We start from the raw sequence: 18,146 nt of genomic DNA, 5'->3' as shown, positions 1-18,146 counted from the left end.
AACAAGCTAGGGTGGTTGCCCGGGTGGCAAGACTACAATAAGTGTTTTGTCTAACGCGAGATGCGCAGAGGTTTAGTGGCATGAACGAGCAACACCGCCAAACAGGGTCCTCCCAGGGGCGGCGCCATCGCAGCAAGGTTATTGTAGCCCTGCTGGCGGCATTGCTGGGCGTAGTTCACGCCCACTGGTGGTATGTGGGCCGCCCCTACGCTTGGTTGGCCACCTTGGCCTCGTTTTTACTCATTGTTTGGGCTGCCCTGTCGCCGGTCTGGTGGGATACTCCCGCCTTTTTTCTGTTGGCGGTGCCGATTACCGCGGGCTTTATCGAGTCTTTGGTGTTTGCATTGAAAACCGACGAGTGGTTCGACGCTCGCTACAACCCGGGCTCCGGGCAGCAGACTCGCACGGGTTGGGCCCCTGTATTGATCGCCATATTCAGCACAATGGTGGGCAGTTCGGCTTTGCTGTTCATGCTGGCCTTGACTGTATTGCATGTCTACAAAGCCTTGGGTTGGCTGGACGACTACGTGCTGTAACGGAGAAATGACGGTGCAAGAAATACTCGATTGGTTGGTGCCCTGGGAGTTTTCGCCTACCTTGGTGCTGGCTTTTATCGCTGCCAGTTGGCTGTTCATTCAAGGCACTCGTGCGCGCCATGTCTCGATGCTCAGGCAATGGCTGTTCTGGGTCGGTATGGTGATGCTTTACCTGTCCTTGCACACCCGGGTGGATTACTACGCCGAGCGACTCTTCTTCGCCCACCGCTTGCAGCATGTCGTCCTGCATCACCTGGGGCCTTTGCTGGTTATGTTGGCGTATCCCGGATCCGTCATGCGTTCGGGCTTGCCCACGGAGGTCAGGCGCTGGCTACGCCGTTTCATGCCCAGCCGACCTGGGCGGGTAGTACATGCCTTGCTGACAAATAAGTATTGGGTGCCGTTTCTGTTTGTATTCCTGGTACTGATCTGGATGGATCCGACAGTACAGTTTTATTCCATGCTCGACTGGCGTCTGTACCGCATCATGAACTGGTCGGTGGTAATCAGCGGCTTCATGTACTGGAATCTGATTCTTGACCGTCGGCCCAGTCCGCCTGCCGCCATGTCGCCAGGGGGCAGGGTGTTCTCGCCCATCATTACGACCGTGCCTCAAATGCTTGTCGGAGCGATCATTACTTTTACCGAGCGCGATATCTACCCTGTGTTCGACCTTTGCGGACGTGCCATTCCGGGCATGACGGCAGTTCAGGATCAGGTCATAGGCGGCCTGACCATGTGGGTGTTGGCGGGCTTCATCGAAGTATTTGGTCTGCTGTATGCTTTGGGCACGCTGATGCGGCTTTCCAGCAAGGGGAGGCTGCCCGAGAAAAGGCGGGAGCGTCGCAGACGCCCCGTTGCGCCCGCCTAGATAAATGCAACCATGTTCGCCGCGCGTGGTCAGAACAAGGTTTGAACCATTGATGTCGTTTGCCATGATGCGTTTTTTCAAAGCCGGTTTTCTTAGAAAAACATTGTTTGGGCCTCTGGCTGTCGGTATGGCATGCAGCTTTGCGGTTACGCCTTTGCAGGCTCAGCCGTCGGGCCTGCCGAATCTAGGTGCGGCCTCGGCTGCCGATCTCTCGCCTGCGCTTGAGCGCACGCTAGGCGAAGCCATCATGGAGCAAGGCCGGCGCGATCCCACCTATGTTGCCGACCCGGAAATCAATCAGTATCTGACTCAGCTCGGGCACAGTTTGGCGACCTCCGCAGCCACAGGTGCGGGGCAAGAGATCACCGTGTTTGCCGTGCGCGATCCGCAAATCAATGCATTCGCGCTACCGGGTGGCTATATAGGCATCAATAGTGGCTTGGTCGTGTCGTCCGAGAGCGAATCCGAAGTGGCGGGTGTGGTGGCTCACGAGATCGGGCACGTGTTGCAACGACACGTGGCTCGCGGCATGACCCAGCAAGAGCGATCAGGGCACTTGCTGATGGCATCGATGGCGGCTGCCTTGATTGCCGGGCTGGCCGGTGGAGGAGATTTGGCCATGGGCGTGGCGGCATTTGGTCAGGCGGCGGCCATAGATCAACAACTGGGGTTCTCCAGGCAGGCCGAACAAGAGGCCGACCGCGTCGGCCTGGACATGATGCGACGTGCCGGTTTTGACCCTCAAGGCATGGTCAAAACCTTTGGGCGCTTGATGAACGCCTCAAGGTTGAACGAAGGTACCGGAGGCGGTGCCTACGCCAGTACTCACCCACTTTCCATACAGCGTATGTCCGATATGGAAAATCGTATTCGCTCCCAGGCGGCTTCGTCGGGCGCTCGAAATGACGATGTGTTCTGGTACATACGCGCCAAGTTGCGTGTTATGCAGGCGCGTTCGGGGACTCCGCCGGCCAACGTGGTCGCCGAATTCAAACGCGAGACCACGCTAGGCGGCCCGCGTGCCGAGGCCGCATGGTATGGCTTGGCGTACGCAGCCTTGCAAGGCAACGATTTATCCCAGGCTGAAGAGTACCTGAAGCAGGCCGGATGGCCGACCACGGATATCGCGCCGGTGCACAATCTGGCCGTGGCCTTACGTATCAAGCAGAAACGTTGGGACGGTGCCTTGCGTTTGTCTCAAGAGGCTGTGCAGCGTTGGCCCCAAGACTTGGGTATTGCCTTGTCTAGAGTCGATGCCTTGCAGGCGGCAGGGCAGGACACCGAAGCCCTCACCTTTTTGCAGAGCGCGATAAAAAAATGGCCTCGTGAGGCGCGTTTGTATCAGCTACAGGCTGGCAGCTACGAGCGTTTGAACCAAGGCATAGAAGCTAGGCGTGCGATGGCTCGATATTACGAGCAAGTAGGGGCGTTGCCAGCGGCGATAGAGCAGTTAAAACAAGCTCGCGCCTTAAGCACCGACTTTTACGTACAGTCTCAGATTGATGTGGAAATACGGCGCTTGCAAGAAACCGTACTGGCAAATCGCGCCTTGCTGGAGCGCTTCAGATAAGCGCTGTTTGGGTTTTTATTGGTAGGTTTCGAAATAGCGGGCCAGGCGCCCGGGCAGCCAATTGAGATGGCCTGGGAACCCGCCCGAAACAAAGCCAACGTGGCCTCCATCGGCGGGCTGGTGCAGCAAAACGGCGCCGGAGCAATCGAGGGGGCCGGGCAAAGAGGCGTCGGGCACGAAAGGGTCGTTGCGGGCATTCAGCACCAGCGTGGGGATGGCGATGTCTTTTAATACCGGCAGGCTAGACGCGCGGGTCCAGTAGTCAAGCGCATTGCGAAACCCATGCATCGGCGCAGTATAAATGTCGTCGAATTCGCGCAAGGTTTTGATGTGTGAAAAACGCAGCACATCTATCAGCCCCGGAAAACGCTTGGCTTTTTCCAGTACCTTGCGTTTCATGGTGGCCAGAAAATAACGGCCATATAGCTGCCTACCGGCAAAACTGTCAGAAAGTTGATTGCCGCAGGCGACGAGGTCTAGCGGCGTAGAGACGCCGGCCGCCGCAACCAGTGGAATTTCACTTGCGCTGGTGGTGCCCAGATAGCGCAGCAAGGTATTGCCGCCCAAAGACACCCCTATGGCATGCCAGCGCGCACTAGGCAGACGAGCCACCACGGACTTCAACATGAAGCTTAGGTCTTCAGTGTCGCCCGAATGATAAGCGCGAGCCATTCGGTTAGTGAAACCGGAGCAGCCTCGCAGATGAGGGACAGCCACCACCCACCCCCGCGCCCGGAAGTACTGGGTAATGGCTTGCGCGTAATGGCTGGCGCTACTGCCTTCGAGACCGTGAAAGAGCACGACCGCCTGTGTTTGAGGGTCGGTGGGAAGATTCAGCCAATCTTGGGGTTGCGCCCAGCGGCGCGCAGCTGTATTGGCCAACTCGGCGTCAGCGCGCAGCTGTGTGTTGTCTGCGCTTTTATGCGGAAACAAGCCGGGGCCTGCCCAATCTATGTCAATGAAGTCCCCGTCGGAGGTTTCTATCCGGTCACGAACAAACTTGATGGCGTGATAGCGAGCGAGCGTCGCGCCATACAGTGTCTGCAGATGGCTGCCAGGGAGCCAGAAGGGGGTGTCGCAGTTGGACGAGTCGAAAGTGGCAGTCACGGAAAACGCCTGCTAACCAGAGAGCGCGGGTACACAGCGCGAGCATGCCGGGACGGTAGTGCACCCGGCATGGCGTGAGCTGGTCTTTAGTGCCCTGCGGGGGCGGGGCCGCTCAGGTGATAAGTGGCTCCGCAATACGGGCAACTGGCCTGGCCTGTGGGGCCGAGGTCAATGTAAACCCGTGGATGTAAGGACCACACGGGCGTACCGGGAGCGGGACAGTAGACCGGCAGTTGGTCTGCCTGAACCGAGATGACGTTTTGCGTATTGGCCGCTGCAGGATTTTCGGTCTTCATGGGGCGTCAGACTTTGGTGAGCCAGTGGAGGTACTTGGGATTGCGCCCGTTGACCACGTCAAAGAAAGCTTTTTGCAGGATTTCAGTAACGGGACCGCGTTTGCCTTCGCCGATCACGCGGTTGTCGATTTCGCGTATAGGCGTGACTTCGGCTGCGGTGCCGGTAAAGAAGACCTCGTCGGCAATGTACAGGTCGTCACGCGTAAGACGGCGTGTTTGAACCGTGTAGCCATGGTCGGCGGCGATGGCGTGCACGGAAGCACGCGTAATGCCGCTGAGCGCCGAGGCGATCTCGGGTTCGTAGACGACGCCATCCTTGACGATGAACACGTTCTCGCCAGCGCCTTCGGCTACGAAGCCGTCGGTATCCAGCAAGATGGCTTCGTCGTAACCCGCCTCAATGGCTTCGGTGTTGGCCAGGATGGAGTTGGTGTAGGTGCTGGCCAGTTTGGCGCGCGGCATGGTCACGTTGACGTGATGGCGTGCGAAAGAAGAGATCTTGACGCGTATGCCTTGAGCCAAGGCTTCTTCGCCCAGGTAGGCGCCCCAAGGCCAGGCAGCAATGGCTACGTGCACCTGAGCGCCGCGTGGCGAAACGCCCATTTTTTCGGAACCGTAGAAAGCAATGGGGCGGAAATAGCAGGACTCGAGCTTGTTGGCGCGCACGACTTCGATGTGAGCGTCCATAATGGTTTGCTTGTCGTAGGGGATCGACATTTGGTAAATGTGAGCCGAGTTGAACAAGCGGTCAGTGTGCTCGCGCAAGCGGAAAATGGCCGTACCGATGTCGGTATTGTAGGCGCGCACGCCTTCAAAGACTGACAAACCATAATGCAAGGAATGCGTCAGCACGTGGGTCGTGGCGTCGCGCCAAGGCACCAGCTTGCCGTCGTACCAAATAAAACCGTCGCGGTCGGACATCGACATGGTAGGGGTCTCCAGAAAGTAAGGCAGTATTGTATCAAGCTGCGAGCCCGAAAGGGCGGCTACGCCCCGGTGTGATTGACTATGCGGTGTCCGAAGGGCCGCCCTGTAATATTATGGCTGTCCACGGGCAGCGGCAGCTTACGGTCGGCGCGTGGTTTTTTCGTATACGAGGTTCGATTGGCAAGTTCTTCCGGGTGGCGGGCTTGGTGGCCAGACGATAGGGCAAAGCAGAGCTTTGCCGCAGGCGCGCGCGAGATAGCTCCGGCGCTGGTGGCTACCAGCATTTGGGGTTTCGTGACCGGTATCGCCATGGTCAGTGCGGGGTTCAGCCAAAGCATGGCAGCCTGGATGTCAGTGCTTGTGTACGCGGGTTCGGCCCAGCTCACGGCTTTGCCTCTGATGGCGGCCGGATCACCACTTTGGCTGGTTTTTGCCGCTGCCTGTGTGGTTAACATCCGTTTTGTCATCTTCGGCGCGGCGTTGCAGCCTTACTTTAGGCACTATGGGTGGAAGCAGCGCCTGGCTTTGGGGTATTGGCTAAGTGATCTGGGTTTCGTGTTTTTTCTGACACGTTATGGGCAAGCCAAGCGCAAGGGTACGCGCAGTCAAACCTGGTATTACCTGGGCTTGATCGTGCCGGGCTGGTGGTCATGGCAGGCGGCGACTTTGCTGGGTATTTATCTGGGCGATGTCATCCCTCGATCGTGGTCTTTGGAGTATGCCGCGACTTTTGCGCTCATGGCGGTTGCGATCCCGCTGGTGCGGCAAATGCCCATGGTGTGTGCCGTCGTGGTGGCCGGCGGCCTGGCGTGGGTCAGCCAACCCCTGCCGCTCAGGCTGGGCCTGGCCATCGCTGTCATCGGTGGGGTGGCGGCGGGTGTTTTAGCCGAGCGCTGGTGCGCTCGCCGGCGAACGGAGCAAAGATAATGGCAACAGAGATGGACGCTTACGTATGGGGAGCCATCGGTTTGCTGACGCTGTGTAGTTTCCTGACGCGATCGGGTTATTTTTTGGTGGGAGACCGCTTTCCCTTGACGGAAAGCGTACGTCAGGCTTTGCGTTATGCGCCGGTGGCGGCTTTGACAGCTATCGTCGTGCCCGAACTGGCGCCATGGCAGCATGGGCTGCAGGCTTTCTATTCAACGCCTATGCTGGCGGCAGTGGTGGCGGTGGTTCTCTACGTGTTTACGCGCAGCACCTTGCTAGTCATCGTCGGGGGGATGCTGGCCTTCTGGCTTTTGCGGTGGTTGCTCTGATTTACCTTTGAGTGTGGGTGAGCCCAGGAAAATAGTGGGGATTTAACGACAAATCGCCGACTATGCACGGTTCTGCGGGCGTGTACGCTTGGTCTTGACGGGGCCTGCGTTAAAATGCCCTAACTTCCACAGCCGGGCAGATATTTTTCCCCCGGCGTTTTCCCTTATCAATGACTGAATCCACGTCCACCACCGTCACGCCTACATTCGCCGATTTCGACTTGCACCCAGGTCTGCTGCAGGCGGTAGCCGACACCGGCTACACCACCCCCACACCCATTCAGGCGCAAGCCATTCCCGTCGTCATCTCGGGCCGGGACGTCATGGGGGCCGCCCAAACCGGAACCGGCAAAACAGCAGCTTTCTCATTGCCTTTGCTGCATAGGCTGATGCCGTTTGCCAACGCTAGCGCATCGCCTGCGCGCCACCCGGTACGTGCATTGGTTCTGGCGCCTACTCGCGAGCTCGCCGACCAGGTGTATGAAAGCGTGGCAACCTATGCCAAGTATGTGCCTCTGCGTGCTGCCGTGGTGTTCGGTGGCGTAGATATCGGCCCACAACGAGAGACCTTGCGCAAAGGCTGTGAAATTCTGATCGCCACGCCTGGGCGCTTGCTTGATCACATCGAGCAAAAAAACGTCAATCTCAGTCAGGTATCGGTATTTGTGCTGGACGAAGCCGATCGCATGCTGGACATGGGCTTCTTGCCCGATCTCGAGCGCATTGTGCGCTTGCTACCTGCTCAGCGCCAGACCTTGCTGTTTTCCGCCACGTTCAGCAACGAAATCCGTAAGCTGGCGCGCGACAGCGTGAAAGACCCCGTAGAGATTTCCGTCGCAGCGCGTAACGCCACGGCCGACACCGTCACCCAAATCGTCTACCAGGTTTCCAGCGACGAAAAACAAGCGGCCGTGGTTCACTTGGTTAAATCCAAGGGGCTCAAGCAGGTCATCGTGTTTTCCAACACCAAGGTCGGTACGGCGCGTTTGGCGCGTCAGCTTGAGCGCGATGGCGTGCGGGCCGAATCCATTCATGGTGACAAGAGCCAGCAAGAACGCATGAAGGCCCTGGAAGCTTTCAAGGCAGGCGAGCTTGAAGTGCTGGTAGCCACCGACGTAGCAGCCCGAGGGCTGGACGTGGCCGGGGTTCCTTGTGTCATCAATTACGATTTGCCTTTCAACCCCGAAGACTATGTGCACCGCATTGGGCGCACGGGGCGTGCCGGGGCCGAGGGCGAGGCAATTTCTTTGTTCACGGGTGACGAAGAACGTTTCTTGCTCGACATCGAAAAGCTGATCAAAGACAAGATAACGCGCGGTCAACTTAGCTTGCCCCCGCGTACACGCAGCAGCTCGGCCTCAAGCAGCGGCAGCAGCCGACGCGAGGGCCGCACGCGCTGGACACCTAGCAGCCCGCCGGTAGACGAGTTCTTTCTGCGCCCCTACGAGCCTTCGCCAGCACAGTCTTCCAGTGGTGCTGCCGATAAAGCGGCGTTGTCACGTACCGCACCGGGCCGCAAGTCGGTGGGTGTGTTGTTGGGCGGCACGAAAAGACCTTATCCCGAGCAAACACAGCAAAGCTGATCTCCCCACAAGTACAGACTTAAGTGGTGTGGCCGGCTTAAACGCCGGCCAAGTCCCGTAAAGGCGGGGGGCCGGCCTGGGTTTGGCCCGGAGCTGCTTGCTGCAAATGGTTTAGCAAGCGCTCTAGGTGGCCTATGTGGGGCAATTGGGTGCCAAAAAACAGATTTCCGCCGTCGGCCTCTTGCACGAGGATGGTGGGGAAGTTTTCTACGTCCTCGTCTCCCAGCCATTCCGGGTTTTCTTCGATGTCTGCCCAGATGAAAACGTGATTTGGCCACTGTGTGGACAAGGCCTCGAACTGCTGGCGATACTGCTTGCAGGTATCGCACCAGAGCGCACAGTAGCAAACCACCAGTGGGTCGTTAGGACGTTCGCGCAAGCATTGCTGTAGGGCTGCGGGGGCTAGGTGGGGGTCGAACATCATGATGCAGACAAAGAGGATAAGGTTTGATTATGATAGCCCCATCACTACACCTAGTTGTTAGACCATGACCCAGCATGACCTTGTAGTCCAGCCTGCTGCCCCTACCGGGCTCGCGGCTGTTGGCGTGGCGGTGCGCCGGGCTCTGATTTCGCAGTTGCATCCCAAGATGCTGCTGGCTATTTTATTGCCCTTTTTCGTGGCTGTCGTTGGCGCTATTTTGCTGCTCTGGCTGTTCTGGACACCGCTTACCAATTGGTTGGATACCAGTGTGCTCGAAGGCAGCTATGTCGATTCGGTCGACGCCTGGCTGATGCAGGTGGGTTTGTTTTCCGTCAAATTGTATTTGGTGCCTTTGCTGGCGGCCCTGATGCTGCTGCCCATGGCGGGCATACTTGGCTTGGCAGTGGCTGCGATCTTCATCATGCCCATGGTGCTGCGTCACCTGGAAACCCGAGAATACGCAGGCTTGGTACGCAAGGGCAGTCTGGTGGCCACGTATGGCTGGTGGAATGCCATTTGGGTGATGGCGCTGTTTGTCATAGGTTGGGTGCTGACTTTGCCTTTATGGTTGATTCCGCCTCTGGCCTTGATACTGCCGGTGTTCTGGTGGTCTTTTGCCTTCTCTCGTATGTTGCGTGTAGATGCTTTGCTCGAACATGCCGACGAAACCGAGCGACGTTACCTATGGAAGCGACACAACCGGCAGTATTGGTTGCTGGGTCTGCTGCTTGCCTTACTTAATCTTTTTCCTTTGACTTGGCTGATATTGCCCACTTTATCGGCCTTGGTGTTCGCCCATTTCAGCCTCGAAGCGCTGCGCCAGTTGCGCGCCTTGCCCGTAGCGCCTCAGGCCCACTGAAAGCAGGAGCCCCTCCCAGTGTCTTCTACAGTCTCGAATCGTGCGATTCGCCTCATTATCATTGGCGACGAGATTCTTTCCGGTCGTCGCCAAGACAAGCACTTTGGCAAACTCGTAGAGTTGCTTGCTCAGCGTGGTTTGCACTTGTCCGGTGCCGATATCGTGTCGGATGACCAAGCAGCCATTGTCAGGGTGCTCGAGCGCACGCTAGGTGATGGCGATATTGTGTTCAGCTGTGGTGGCATCGGGGCAACGCCAGACGACCGCACGCGACAAGCGGCTGCACAGGCTCTTGGGGTCAAACTCGTGCTGCATCCGCAAGCCGCCCAACTGATCACTGAGCGCACGGCCGAGATGGCTGAACGGAGTCAGGGCAATGCCGACATGAGTGCGCCCGAGAATCAGCAGCGTCTGCAGATGGGGATGTTCCCCGAGGGCTGTGACATTGTCCCTAATCCCTATAACAAGATCCCTGGCTTTTATGTCCGTGACCACACCTTCATGCCAGGGTTTCCTGTCATGGCTTGGCCCATGATGGAATGGACCTTGGATAATCGCTATCGGGATCTGCACCATCGCCGGGCTTGGGCTGAGCACTCTTTCTTGGCGTTCAAATTACCCGAGTCGCGTATCACGCCTGCTCTCGAAACCTTGGAAACCCGCTGGCCAGGCATCAAAGCATTCAGCCTTCCCAGTGTGGGCGATGGGCGCCATCCTCATATTGAACTTGGCGTTAAAGGTGAGCCCGCTGCAGCAGCGCAAGCGCTTGCTTTCCTGCGCGATGCCGTTCAACAGGCTGGCGGAAGGTTGACCCCGCCCGATTGAGGCGCAGGGAGCGAGGGTAAAAAGTGCTTGCCTTGCAAGTCACTTTTTCCATATTATGGGATTGTTGCGACGCACCAACCTTACTCATGTCTAGAGTTTTTTCGTCTTCCTCCCCTTCGCCCAGCGCCGAGCAGCGCCATGCCTCCGTCTCCATCCAGGTATTGGAGCGCGCCATGTGCTTGCTGGATGAACTGGCCAAACAGGCCGACCCGGTTTCTTTAAAGAACCTGTCCGAGCAGACCGGCTTGCATGCCTCCACCGCACACCGAATTTTGAACGACTTGGTTGCCGGGCGCTATGTCGAGCGGGTAGATAGCGGCATGTACCAGTTGGGCATGCGTTTGCTTGAACTGGGGTCTTTGGTCAGAGGCCGGCTCAACGTGCGGGAAGCTGCGCTGGAGCACATGCGCGAACTGCATAAACTGACAGGTCAAACCATTAATCTATCGGTGCAACAGGGCGACGAAATCGTCTACATCGAGCGTGCCTGGAGCGAGCGCTCCGGCATGCAGGTAGTGCGGGCGATCGGAGGGAGGGCGCCTTTGCACCTGACTTCCACAGGTAAGCTTTTTCTTTCGGTTAGCGATGCCCGCCAAGTTAAGGCCTATGTCATGCGTACCGGTCTGGCAGGCACCACGCGTAATAGCCTCACGCAGTCCGACCAGCTAGAGCGTGATCTGGCCTTGATACGTCGTCATGGTTATGCACGCGACAACGAAGAGCTGGAACTTGGCGTGCGTTGCATTGCCGCTGGCATATACGATGATACCGGTAAGCTTCAAGCGGGGCTTTCCATATCTGCGCCGTCCGAACGCTTGCGCGACGAATGGATTCCCATGCTGCAGCGTGTCGCCATGCAGATTTCCGAAGCCTTGGGTTACGAGGCAAGAACACGCCCTGCGGGGAGCTGAAACTGAGTCCTTCCAACGTTGTCGTTTCAACACACAAGATTTATTGCGTTGCAACAAAAAAATCTTGACTTGTGTGCTGTAGGCTTTACAATGTGAATTGTGCGATGCAGCAAAGCGATGGACCGGCAGCATTCGCTAACCCCCAAGGCCCGGTAGTAAGTTGGGCAGATTTCACCGGCGATCCCGGTGTTTCACCAAAGGAACCAGGAAACATCATGAGTGCTATCCCCCAACAATTCGTCGTTTCGCAAAAAGCTTCCCTCGAAAAAGTGCTGGCTGTTCAAAGCACCGTTTTTACCGGCTTTGAGAAGCTGGTCGACCTGCAACTGAAGGCCATCAAGGCAACTCTGGAAGACGTTGCCCAGAAATCTCAAGAAGCCATTGAAGTCAAAGATCCCCAAGAAGCGCTGGCTTTGGGCTCGGCTTGGGCCCAGCCCGGTGCAGAGCGCGCGCTGGCCTACAGCAAGCATGTTTATGACATCGTTTCTGGTGTGCAAAGCGATTTGTCCCGTTTGGCTGAAGAACAACTCTCGCAAGGTCGCGATCAGTTCACGCAAGCCATCGACCAGTTCGCCAAGAACGCCCCCACGGGTTCTGAAAGTGCCGTTGCCTTGCTGAAATCTTCGCTGGCTTCCGCCACTAACGCTATCGAATCCATCAACCGTGCTACCAAGCAAGCGGTACAAACGGCCGAGACGAACATCAACGCTGCTACTGACGCCACCTTGCGTGCCGCAGCTAGCGCTGCCGATGCCGCTCAGCCCGCTGCCCGTGCTACCCGTCGCTCGGCTAGCTAACGCTTTCCTCTGATGGCCTGGCCCGTCAACACGGGCCGTCATCTTTACCCCTGATAGGCTTAACCGCCGTCAGGGGTTTTTCTTTATTGGGTATCCACAAGAACCCAGGCCGTGCGCAGTAGAATGGGGTTTTTCGGCTCGTGCCCATACCCGATTCATGGGATGCGCGAATGGAATAGGCTTTGGCAAGATGGCGGTTCTCACTGAGGGCGGCGTCAAACCTCGGCGCAGCCCCGCTATAACGACAGGCTTGGCCATGGATTCCGGCGATAAACAGGTGTACGAAGTACTGCTGGTCGAAGACGATCCGCCCATACGTGAGCGTTTGGCTCAGGCCTTGGCTTCCCAAGGGGATTGCTCGGTCACTACTGCAGATTGCCTCCAGCAGGCACGTATTCTGCTGGCTTCCCGTCGTCCTGATCTTATTGTTTCAGACCTGCGTTTGCCTGATGGCTTGGCCGTAAATCTGCTGGCAGAAGCGCGTGGCCGCTATCCCGATGTCGAGATCCTTGTCATTTCGGTGTTGGGTGACGAGACCACGATTCTTGCTGCTATCGCAGCAGGTGCTTCCGGTTATTTACTTAAAGATGCCTTGCCCGAAGACATCCATGCCACGGCTCTCGAGGTTCTTTCAGGCGGCTCACCCATTTCACCCTCTATTGCGCGTTTCATCGTGCGCCGCATGCGCCAGCAAAGTGCCGGTGCCGCGGAGTTTGTGCCGACTGTGGGGCAAGAGTCTGAAGGGGGGGCAGCGGCAACGCATCTCACCCCGCGCGAGCTGGATATTTTGTGGGGTATCGCCAAAGGGTTAACGTATAACGAAATTGCCGAGCGTCTGGGCTTGTCGCGCCATACGGTTCCTACACACAGCAAGGCCATCTATCGCAAGCTTCAAGTGCAAACGCGCGGTGAAGCGGTTTACGAGGCGATTCAACAAGGCTTGATCAAACTGTGAAAACCTGGTGGCGCCAAGGCGCTGTGCGCCGTTCTGTTCAGATGGCGGCCTGGCTGGTATTGGTGCTGATTGGCCTTAGTTTCTTTGCTTGGCGCTTGGCAGTACAGTTGCCACCCGAGCATCTGGAAATACAAGACATGCACTGTGCTTTGCATAGCGGGGCAGGTATGCCTATGCCACAAGACGAGGAGGTGGCGCCGCCTTACCGTTTGTCGGACGTAGAGACGGGGCAGCGCTATGCGCTGTCTTGTCGGTTTTCTCTGTCTATCGACGCGCAGCAACAACGTAGCAAAGCCTTATATGTTCCTTCTTTTATCGATAAGCTGCAGGTAAAAGTGAATGGCGAGCGCGTAGCCCTGACCGAGCTACATCTGATGCGCAATCTACACTTGGAAACCACCCCGGCTTTTGTGTCGCTATCGCCCGAGATCTTACGCAGTGGAAACAACGAGTTTCACGTGACGGTATCCGCCTCCAGAGGGCGTCACGTCAGGCTAGACCGCATCTATTTCGGCGATGTCACGCAGTTACGACCTTATTTCCACGCGCGTTGGTTTATTACCGCGGTGCTGCCGACGTTGGTAGTGGGGGGGCAGCTTGCCTTTGGCATCATCTTTGTTGTACTGTGGGCGGCACGCCCCAAAGATAAAGAGTTTGGCTGGCTAGCCGTAGCCCTGATGCTGGGGGTGTTGCGCGGTTCTGTGTTGATTCCGGATTTTGGCTTGGATATGTCCGACAGGCCTATGTGGAATATCGTAGTGCTCTGGGAGGTCGCGGCGGTGCTGATGTTCTGCCGTGCTGTCGCGGGCCTCAAGTCATCTCGGTGGTCATGGGCTTGGGCGATACCGCCGCTGTTGTTGAGTTTGTACTTTTTCTTCGGCAAACCCGCGATCATTCGAGAGCCTTTCACCATGGGCTCGGTCATCATGGTGGTCGCCTATATGGCACGCTGCCTTTGGGTGTTGGGGCGTGCGGCCATGCGTGGCAATCAGAGCGCGCTGATTGTCTTGATGGGCATGACCATGCTCTCTTTGTTTGCATGTCGTGATGTGGCCTATATTCTGGGGCCCGAACCCGACGGGGTGTTCCTGACCCGAGCCGTCTACAGCGGCTTCTTGGTTGCTGTGGCAACCTTGATGACCCTGCGCTTTGTTCGCGCCATGAGCGAGTTGGACAACACTGCGGTGACTCTGCGTGAGCGCGTGGCACAGACTCAGGCCGAGTTAAGCAAGACCTACGATGAGTTGCGCGTTCGGCGCGAAACAGAGGCGGTCAACCGCGAGCGTGTGCGCATTATGCGCGACTTGCATGATGGTTTGGGGGGCGAGCTTGCCACGATGCTGGCTTTGGCAGACGCCCCGCAACCTCGCCAGCGCGAAATAGCCGTACACGCGCGAGCCGCCTTGGCGGATATGCGCCTGATCATCAGTTCGCTCGAAGACTATGGCGGTGACTTGACATTGGCCCTGGGGTCTTGGCGAGAAAGAGCCGAACCTCAGTTGCGGGCGGCAGGCTTGGCCTTAAGTTGGCAGATACACGATGTGCCATCTCTGGCATGGCTAGGGCCGGCGCAAACCTTGGATGTATTGCGCATCGTTCAGGAAGCGACGACGAATGTCATCAAACACGCTGGGGCTTCCTGCGTCACGATTTCCACGGGGGAAACCGATGAAGGCGTGACTTTGACCATCAGTGATGACGGCCAAGCCGCAGAGCCCCAGGCAGGCGGCAACGGTATAGGCAACATGAAAGCACGCGCTCAGCGCTTGAACGCGGTATTACGTATTTTGCCGAATCCTGGCAACGGTACTTGCGTACAGCTGGTTTTACCCAAAGACAACTAAGCCCGTTTTTTAGGTTTTGACCAGTCGAAAGCCTAAGTGAGACATGGGGCTGTAGGGGTCTGAGCCGCGCCGTGCGCTGGGGCGATACGACAAGCAGTAGTCTTCGTTGCACAGAAAAGAGCCCCCACGAATCACGCGTCGTGGCGCATTCAGTGGCACGCCCGGCTCGCTGGGATCAAAAGACTCGTTAGGGCCTTGGGGGTTGTTTATGGGCCCACTTGCGTGCTTGGCTTGCTGGGCAAAATAATCGGCGCGGTACCAGTCTGCGGCCCATTGCCACGCATTACCCGTCATGTCGAGCAGTCCATAACCATTCGGGGGGAAGGTACCGGCTTCAAGTGTGCTGGCAGCCCCTCCCGCTCGTGGGCTAACGACCGGAAACGGACGCTCTGTGGTGTCCCAGTAGTTGGCTTGGCGCGAGCCTTCGGCCAGGAGCTCGTCGCCCCAGGCGTAAGTGGCCTGTTCCAGGCCGCCGCGAGCCGCGAACTCCCACTCGGCTTCGGTGGGCAAACGTTTGCCTGCCCACTTGGCGTAGGCTTGGGCATCTGCATAGCTGACCTGTACCACGGGATGCCCGCCTTTATCCTCTATGGAGCTGTCCGGACCTTGAGGATGGCGCCAATCGGCGCCGGGAACATATCGCCACCAGCGGGAGTAATCGTCTAGGCGCACAGGCGTGTCGGTGCCGATGAACACCATGGCGCCGGCGACTAGCACTCCTTCTGGGGGCGGCGGGGTGCCGGGTGGTAGTTGTACGCGCACGGTTTCCCAATCGGGTACTTGTTCAGCGGTGGTTACGTAGCCGGTTTCACGTACGAACTGCGCAAACTGATCATTGGTGACGTGGGTGACGTCCATCCAGAAGCCTGGAACCTTTACCTGATGAGTGGGGCGTTCGTTGGCATAGGCCAGTTTATGATCGCTACCCATCAGGAAGACGCCGCCGGGCACCCAAGCCATGCCCTTTGGGGTATCGATACCGTCGCCCAGAATGACACGCGGCGCTTGGGTAGCGCGACTGCGCCAGGCCTGCCAACCCAAGGCGCCGCCTGCACCGACGGCAGCCAAGCTTATGCCGCCGGCCAAGAGGCGGCGGCGGTTACGTTTGAGATCAGTAGATGGCATCTTTGCGGGGGCAGGTCTTGCCCATGTTTTGTTGAATCACCATGGCATCGCGATCGTTGGTCAAGCCGTCTAGCACGCCGTCTATGTAGAAGTCGTAAACGCTGGATAAGCCCCAAGTTTGCGCGATGTTGCGCCAGTTGTCCATGTCGGTTTGATCGACTTTCCCATCCTTGTTTCCATCGCCAGGGCACTCGGGTTCTGAGTCGAGTATGGCTTGCAGTTTGGCTGACAGCTGGTCATAGGCAAGCTTTGCTGGGCCTGTCAACGGCTGGTCTCCCAGCAGGTTGTCATCCGCGGCATCCAGCAAAGGTATAGGAGTGGCTTGATTGATGCGGTATAGCTCTTGGTTCTCTCGTGTGCTGATGATGTCGGTGCCCTCATCGTAGTGCTGCACGGTCAGTTGAACCAGCTTGTAGTGATCATTGCGGATGGCCATATTGATCTCGGGCTGAATGGAGACCATGGGGCGATCGCGCTTGAATAGCGCTTGGTTGACTTCGCCGCAGCTTTGATAGCCGACACCGCCATTGTCGATGACGCTATCGTGGTCATATCCCGGCCCCCACCATACGCCTTGGTTATCTTCACAAACGCTCTTGGAAACCGGGATTTGCGAGCAACTGCTATCGGTGATCACGCAAGGGGCATAACGCTGGCCGTTGGCCTGTGCTCCATAACCGTTCATGGTGAAGTTGATGGAACGCAGGCTTTCCTGGCTGGGGTTGCGCAGATAGGGCAAGAGGGGAGCAGAGTCCACCGTACGTGGCACGGCTTCGTGTACGTCTACGCCGGCCAAGTCTGCAAACAGTTGGAACAGGTCAACCTGGTTCACCATGTGCTCAACGTTGCGGCCAGGTTGTACGACATGAGGCCCGGCGATGAACATCGGCACCCAGACACCGGTTTGATAAGCCGTGCCCTTGGAGCGTTGTCCGTCGAAGGGCGCTTTGACGGAATAGCCTAGCGTGCCGTTGTCGGTTACCACGACAACGACGGTATTGGAGCTTTCTGGATGATAGGCAAGCGTGCCATCGGCATTGCGGCTGGCCAGCCCGGTTTCGACCATCAGACGGCCGAATTCATGATCCATGGCTTCGGTCATGCGGTTTTGCAAAACACGGCCTTGTACGGTGTCTGAGCAGTCCAAGGCATCGGTATGGCCATGACCCACATCGGGTATCAGGCTGCTGGGCGGTGGCTGCAAAGGAGTGTGTGCAGAGGTAAAGGCAACCGTTGCCATCCATGGCGTGTCAGAACCCGCTCTAGCCTTGATCCACTTGATGGCGGCATCCGCTTCAATACGCGTACGATAGCCGCGTGCGCGCGGATCGCTAAAGGGCACGCTCTCTACTTCGCCTTTATCGACAATCACCAAGGGCGAAACGTAATAGGCATTCTCAAGATCAAAATTCACAAAAGAAGGACGCTTGGTTTTGCATTCCTGCTCAGGCACGAAGACCCCGCCAGAATCCAGGCACTGCAGACCGGGGGCGTCTTGTGAGTCGGAGGTTCGACTCATGGGCTGGCAACTATTGTTGGGGTAATAGCAGGCACCCGTGTCGACGCCACCTGCTTTTTCGCCAGGAACAAAGCCGCAGGCCAGCGGCTTATCATCAGGAGCAACCCCACCCGCAGTGGTGTCAATGGCACCGGGTAGCGCTATCCAGCCATGAAAATAATCCCATCCCAGAACTTTTGGCGTGCCGTTTCCTGCTTGGTTGTGCTCGGGGCCGGCAAGGTGGAATTTGCCAAACATGCCACTTTCGTAGCCTGCAGACTTAAGCAGCATGGGGGCGGTGATTTCATAGGGGGAAATCTGGGCGTTGGCTAGATCGTCGGGGCCTATGGCTTGGTACAAGCCGGTGCGCAGAGGATAGCGACCCGTGAGGATGGCGGCACGGCTGGGCGAGCAAACGGGCATGCCCCAAGTATTGCGGAACTTCACACCTGCTTCGGCGACGGCGTCCATATTAGGCAGTTGCGGAGGGGTGTCCCCGCCGTAACCGAAAGAGCTCATCTGGTCTATACCCACGTCGTCCATAATGACCAGTAATATATTGGGCGAACGTGGGTCTGGAATCACGGCTTGCTCATCGTCGCCGGAGGAGCCGCCACAGGCGGTCAAGCTTGCGGCGGCAATGACAGCAGCCACCCAGTGTTTGGAATATTGTGTCATGGCTAATCCCCGGTTCGCGCGAGCAGGCCTCGCTGTCACGCTGGTTTACAGGCGTGACCATTCTAGGAAGAGCTGACTGGATGG

General features: G+C 57.6%; 18 protein-coding genes. 12 read left to right on the top strand and 6 right to left on the bottom strand.

Going from position 1 to position 18,146, the window contains the following annotated elements; genetic code table 11:
• Positions 1-80: 80 nt before the first annotated feature.
• The 3 genes from H0484_RS00300 (at position 81) to H0484_RS00290 (ending at position 2,977) form a co-directional block, all read left to right on the top strand.
• Complete coding sequence (locus H0484_RS00300; protein ID WP_226952429.1) at positions 81-536, top strand: hypothetical protein; 456 nt, start codon at positions 81-83, stop codon at positions 534-536.
• A gap of 7 nt (positions 537-543) precedes the next feature.
• Positions 544-1,407 carry a cytochrome c oxidase assembly protein gene (locus H0484_RS00295; protein ID WP_226952428.1) on the top strand — a complete coding sequence of 288 codons (864 nt, stop codon included), beginning with the start codon at positions 544-546 and terminating at the stop codon, positions 1,405-1,407.
• A 67-nt stretch (positions 1,408-1,474) separates the two neighbouring features.
• Positions 1,475-2,977, top strand: a complete 1,503-nt coding sequence (locus H0484_RS00290; protein ID WP_390624807.1) for a M48 family metalloprotease — start codon at positions 1,475-1,477, stop codon at positions 2,975-2,977.
• 15 nt (positions 2,978-2,992) lie between these two features.
• Here the strand turns inward: H0484_RS00290 and H0484_RS00285 are convergent, their stop codons facing one another.
• The 3 genes from H0484_RS00285 to H0484_RS00275 form a co-directional block, all read right to left on the bottom strand.
• The gene (locus H0484_RS00285; protein ID WP_226952426.1) at positions 2,993-4,084 is read right to left on the bottom strand and encodes a YheT family hydrolase; all 1,092 of its coding nucleotides are present in this window, start codon (positions 4,082-4,084) and stop codon (positions 2,993-2,995) included.
• An 86-nt stretch (positions 4,085-4,170) separates the two neighbouring features.
• A complete protein-coding gene (locus H0484_RS00280) occupies positions 4,171-4,380 on the bottom strand; it encodes a zinc-finger domain-containing protein (RefSeq protein WP_226952425.1) in 210 nt (69 codons plus the stop codon).
• 6 nt (positions 4,381-4,386) lie between these two features.
• A complete protein-coding gene (locus H0484_RS00275) occupies positions 4,387-5,307 on the bottom strand; it encodes a branched-chain amino acid transaminase (RefSeq protein ID WP_226952424.1) in 921 nt (306 codons plus the stop codon).
• A gap of 177 nt (positions 5,308-5,484) precedes the next feature.
• Between H0484_RS00275 and H0484_RS00270 the strand changes: the two genes are divergently transcribed.
• The 3 genes from H0484_RS00270 (at position 5,485) to H0484_RS00260 (ending at position 8,146) form a co-directional block, all read left to right on the top strand.
• On the top strand, positions 5,485-6,234 hold the full coding sequence (locus tag H0484_RS00270) for an AzlC family ABC transporter permease (protein WP_226952423.1): 750 nt from the start codon (positions 5,485-5,487) through the stop codon (positions 6,232-6,234).
• The gene (locus H0484_RS00265) at positions 6,234-6,563 is read left to right on the top strand and encodes an AzlD domain-containing protein (protein WP_226952422.1); all 330 of its coding nucleotides are present in this window, start codon (positions 6,234-6,236) and stop codon (positions 6,561-6,563) included. The genes H0484_RS00270 and H0484_RS00265 overlap by 1 nt, the downstream gene beginning before the upstream one ends.
• Positions 6,564-6,733: 170 nt before the next feature.
• Entirely contained in the window at positions 6,734-8,146 is a 1,413-nt protein-coding gene (locus H0484_RS00260) for a DEAD/DEAH box helicase (protein WP_226952421.1), read from the top strand.
• 37 nt (positions 8,147-8,183) lie between these two features.
• Here the strand turns inward: H0484_RS00260 and H0484_RS00255 are convergent, their stop codons facing one another.
• The gene (locus tag H0484_RS00255; RefSeq protein ID WP_226952420.1) at positions 8,184-8,570 is read right to left on the bottom strand and encodes a thioredoxin family protein; all 387 of its coding nucleotides are present in this window, start codon (positions 8,568-8,570) and stop codon (positions 8,184-8,186) included.
• A gap of 64 nt (positions 8,571-8,634) precedes the next feature.
• Here H0484_RS00255 and H0484_RS00250 point away from each other — a divergent pair, with 64 nt between their 5' ends.
• The 6 genes from H0484_RS00250 (at position 8,635) to H0484_RS00225 (ending at position 14,761) form a co-directional block, all read left to right on the top strand.
• Positions 8,635-9,429 (top strand): EI24 domain-containing protein, encoded by a 795-nt coding sequence (locus H0484_RS00250; protein ID WP_226952419.1) that lies wholly within the window; start codon positions 8,635-8,637, stop codon positions 9,427-9,429.
• Between the two features lie 18 nt (positions 9,430-9,447).
• The gene (locus H0484_RS00245; protein ID WP_226952418.1) at positions 9,448-10,254 is read left to right on the top strand and encodes a competence/damage-inducible protein A; all 807 of its coding nucleotides are present in this window, start codon (positions 9,448-9,450) and stop codon (positions 10,252-10,254) included.
• An 86-nt stretch (positions 10,255-10,340) separates the two neighbouring features.
• A complete protein-coding gene (locus tag H0484_RS00240; RefSeq protein ID WP_226952417.1) occupies positions 10,341-11,165 on the top strand; it encodes an IclR family transcriptional regulator in 825 nt (274 codons plus the stop codon).
• 215 nt (positions 11,166-11,380) lie between these two features.
• Positions 11,381-11,962 carry a TIGR01841 family phasin gene (gene phaP, locus H0484_RS00235; protein ID WP_226952416.1) on the top strand — a complete coding sequence of 194 codons (582 nt, stop codon included), beginning with the start codon at positions 11,381-11,383 and terminating at the stop codon, positions 11,960-11,962.
• A 157-nt stretch (positions 11,963-12,119) separates the two neighbouring features.
• The gene (locus H0484_RS00230; RefSeq protein ID WP_226952415.1) at positions 12,120-12,917 is read left to right on the top strand and encodes a response regulator; all 798 of its coding nucleotides are present in this window, start codon (positions 12,120-12,122) and stop codon (positions 12,915-12,917) included.
• On the top strand, positions 12,914-14,761 hold the full coding sequence (locus tag H0484_RS00225; protein WP_226952414.1) for a sensor histidine kinase: 1,848 nt from the start codon (positions 12,914-12,916) through the stop codon (positions 14,759-14,761). The genes H0484_RS00230 and H0484_RS00225 overlap by 4 nt, the downstream gene beginning before the upstream one ends.
• Before the next feature lie 9 nt (positions 14,762-14,770).
• Here H0484_RS00225 and H0484_RS00220 read toward each other — a convergent pair whose 3' ends face one another.
• Both H0484_RS00220 and H0484_RS00215 read right to left on the bottom strand, forming a co-directional pair.
• Positions 14,771-15,886, bottom strand: a complete 1,116-nt coding sequence (locus H0484_RS00220) for a formylglycine-generating enzyme family protein (RefSeq protein ID WP_226952413.1) — start codon at positions 15,884-15,886, stop codon at positions 14,771-14,773.
• On the bottom strand, positions 15,873-18,062 hold the full coding sequence (locus H0484_RS00215) for a sulfatase family protein (RefSeq protein ID WP_226952412.1): 2,190 nt from the start codon (positions 18,060-18,062) through the stop codon (positions 15,873-15,875). Before H0484_RS00215 ends, H0484_RS00220 begins: the two co-directional genes overlap by 14 nt.
• Positions 18,063-18,146: the final 84 nt, after the last annotated feature.

The organism is Mesopusillimonas faecipullorum (assembly GCF_020539505.1).
In the GTDB taxonomy this organism is placed as follows: domain Bacteria; phylum Pseudomonadota; class Gammaproteobacteria; order Burkholderiales; family Burkholderiaceae_B; genus Mesopusillimonas; species Mesopusillimonas faecipullorum.
The sequence above is the reverse complement of the archived record's forward strand: the minus strand, read 5'-3'. Positions and strand labels throughout refer to the sequence as shown.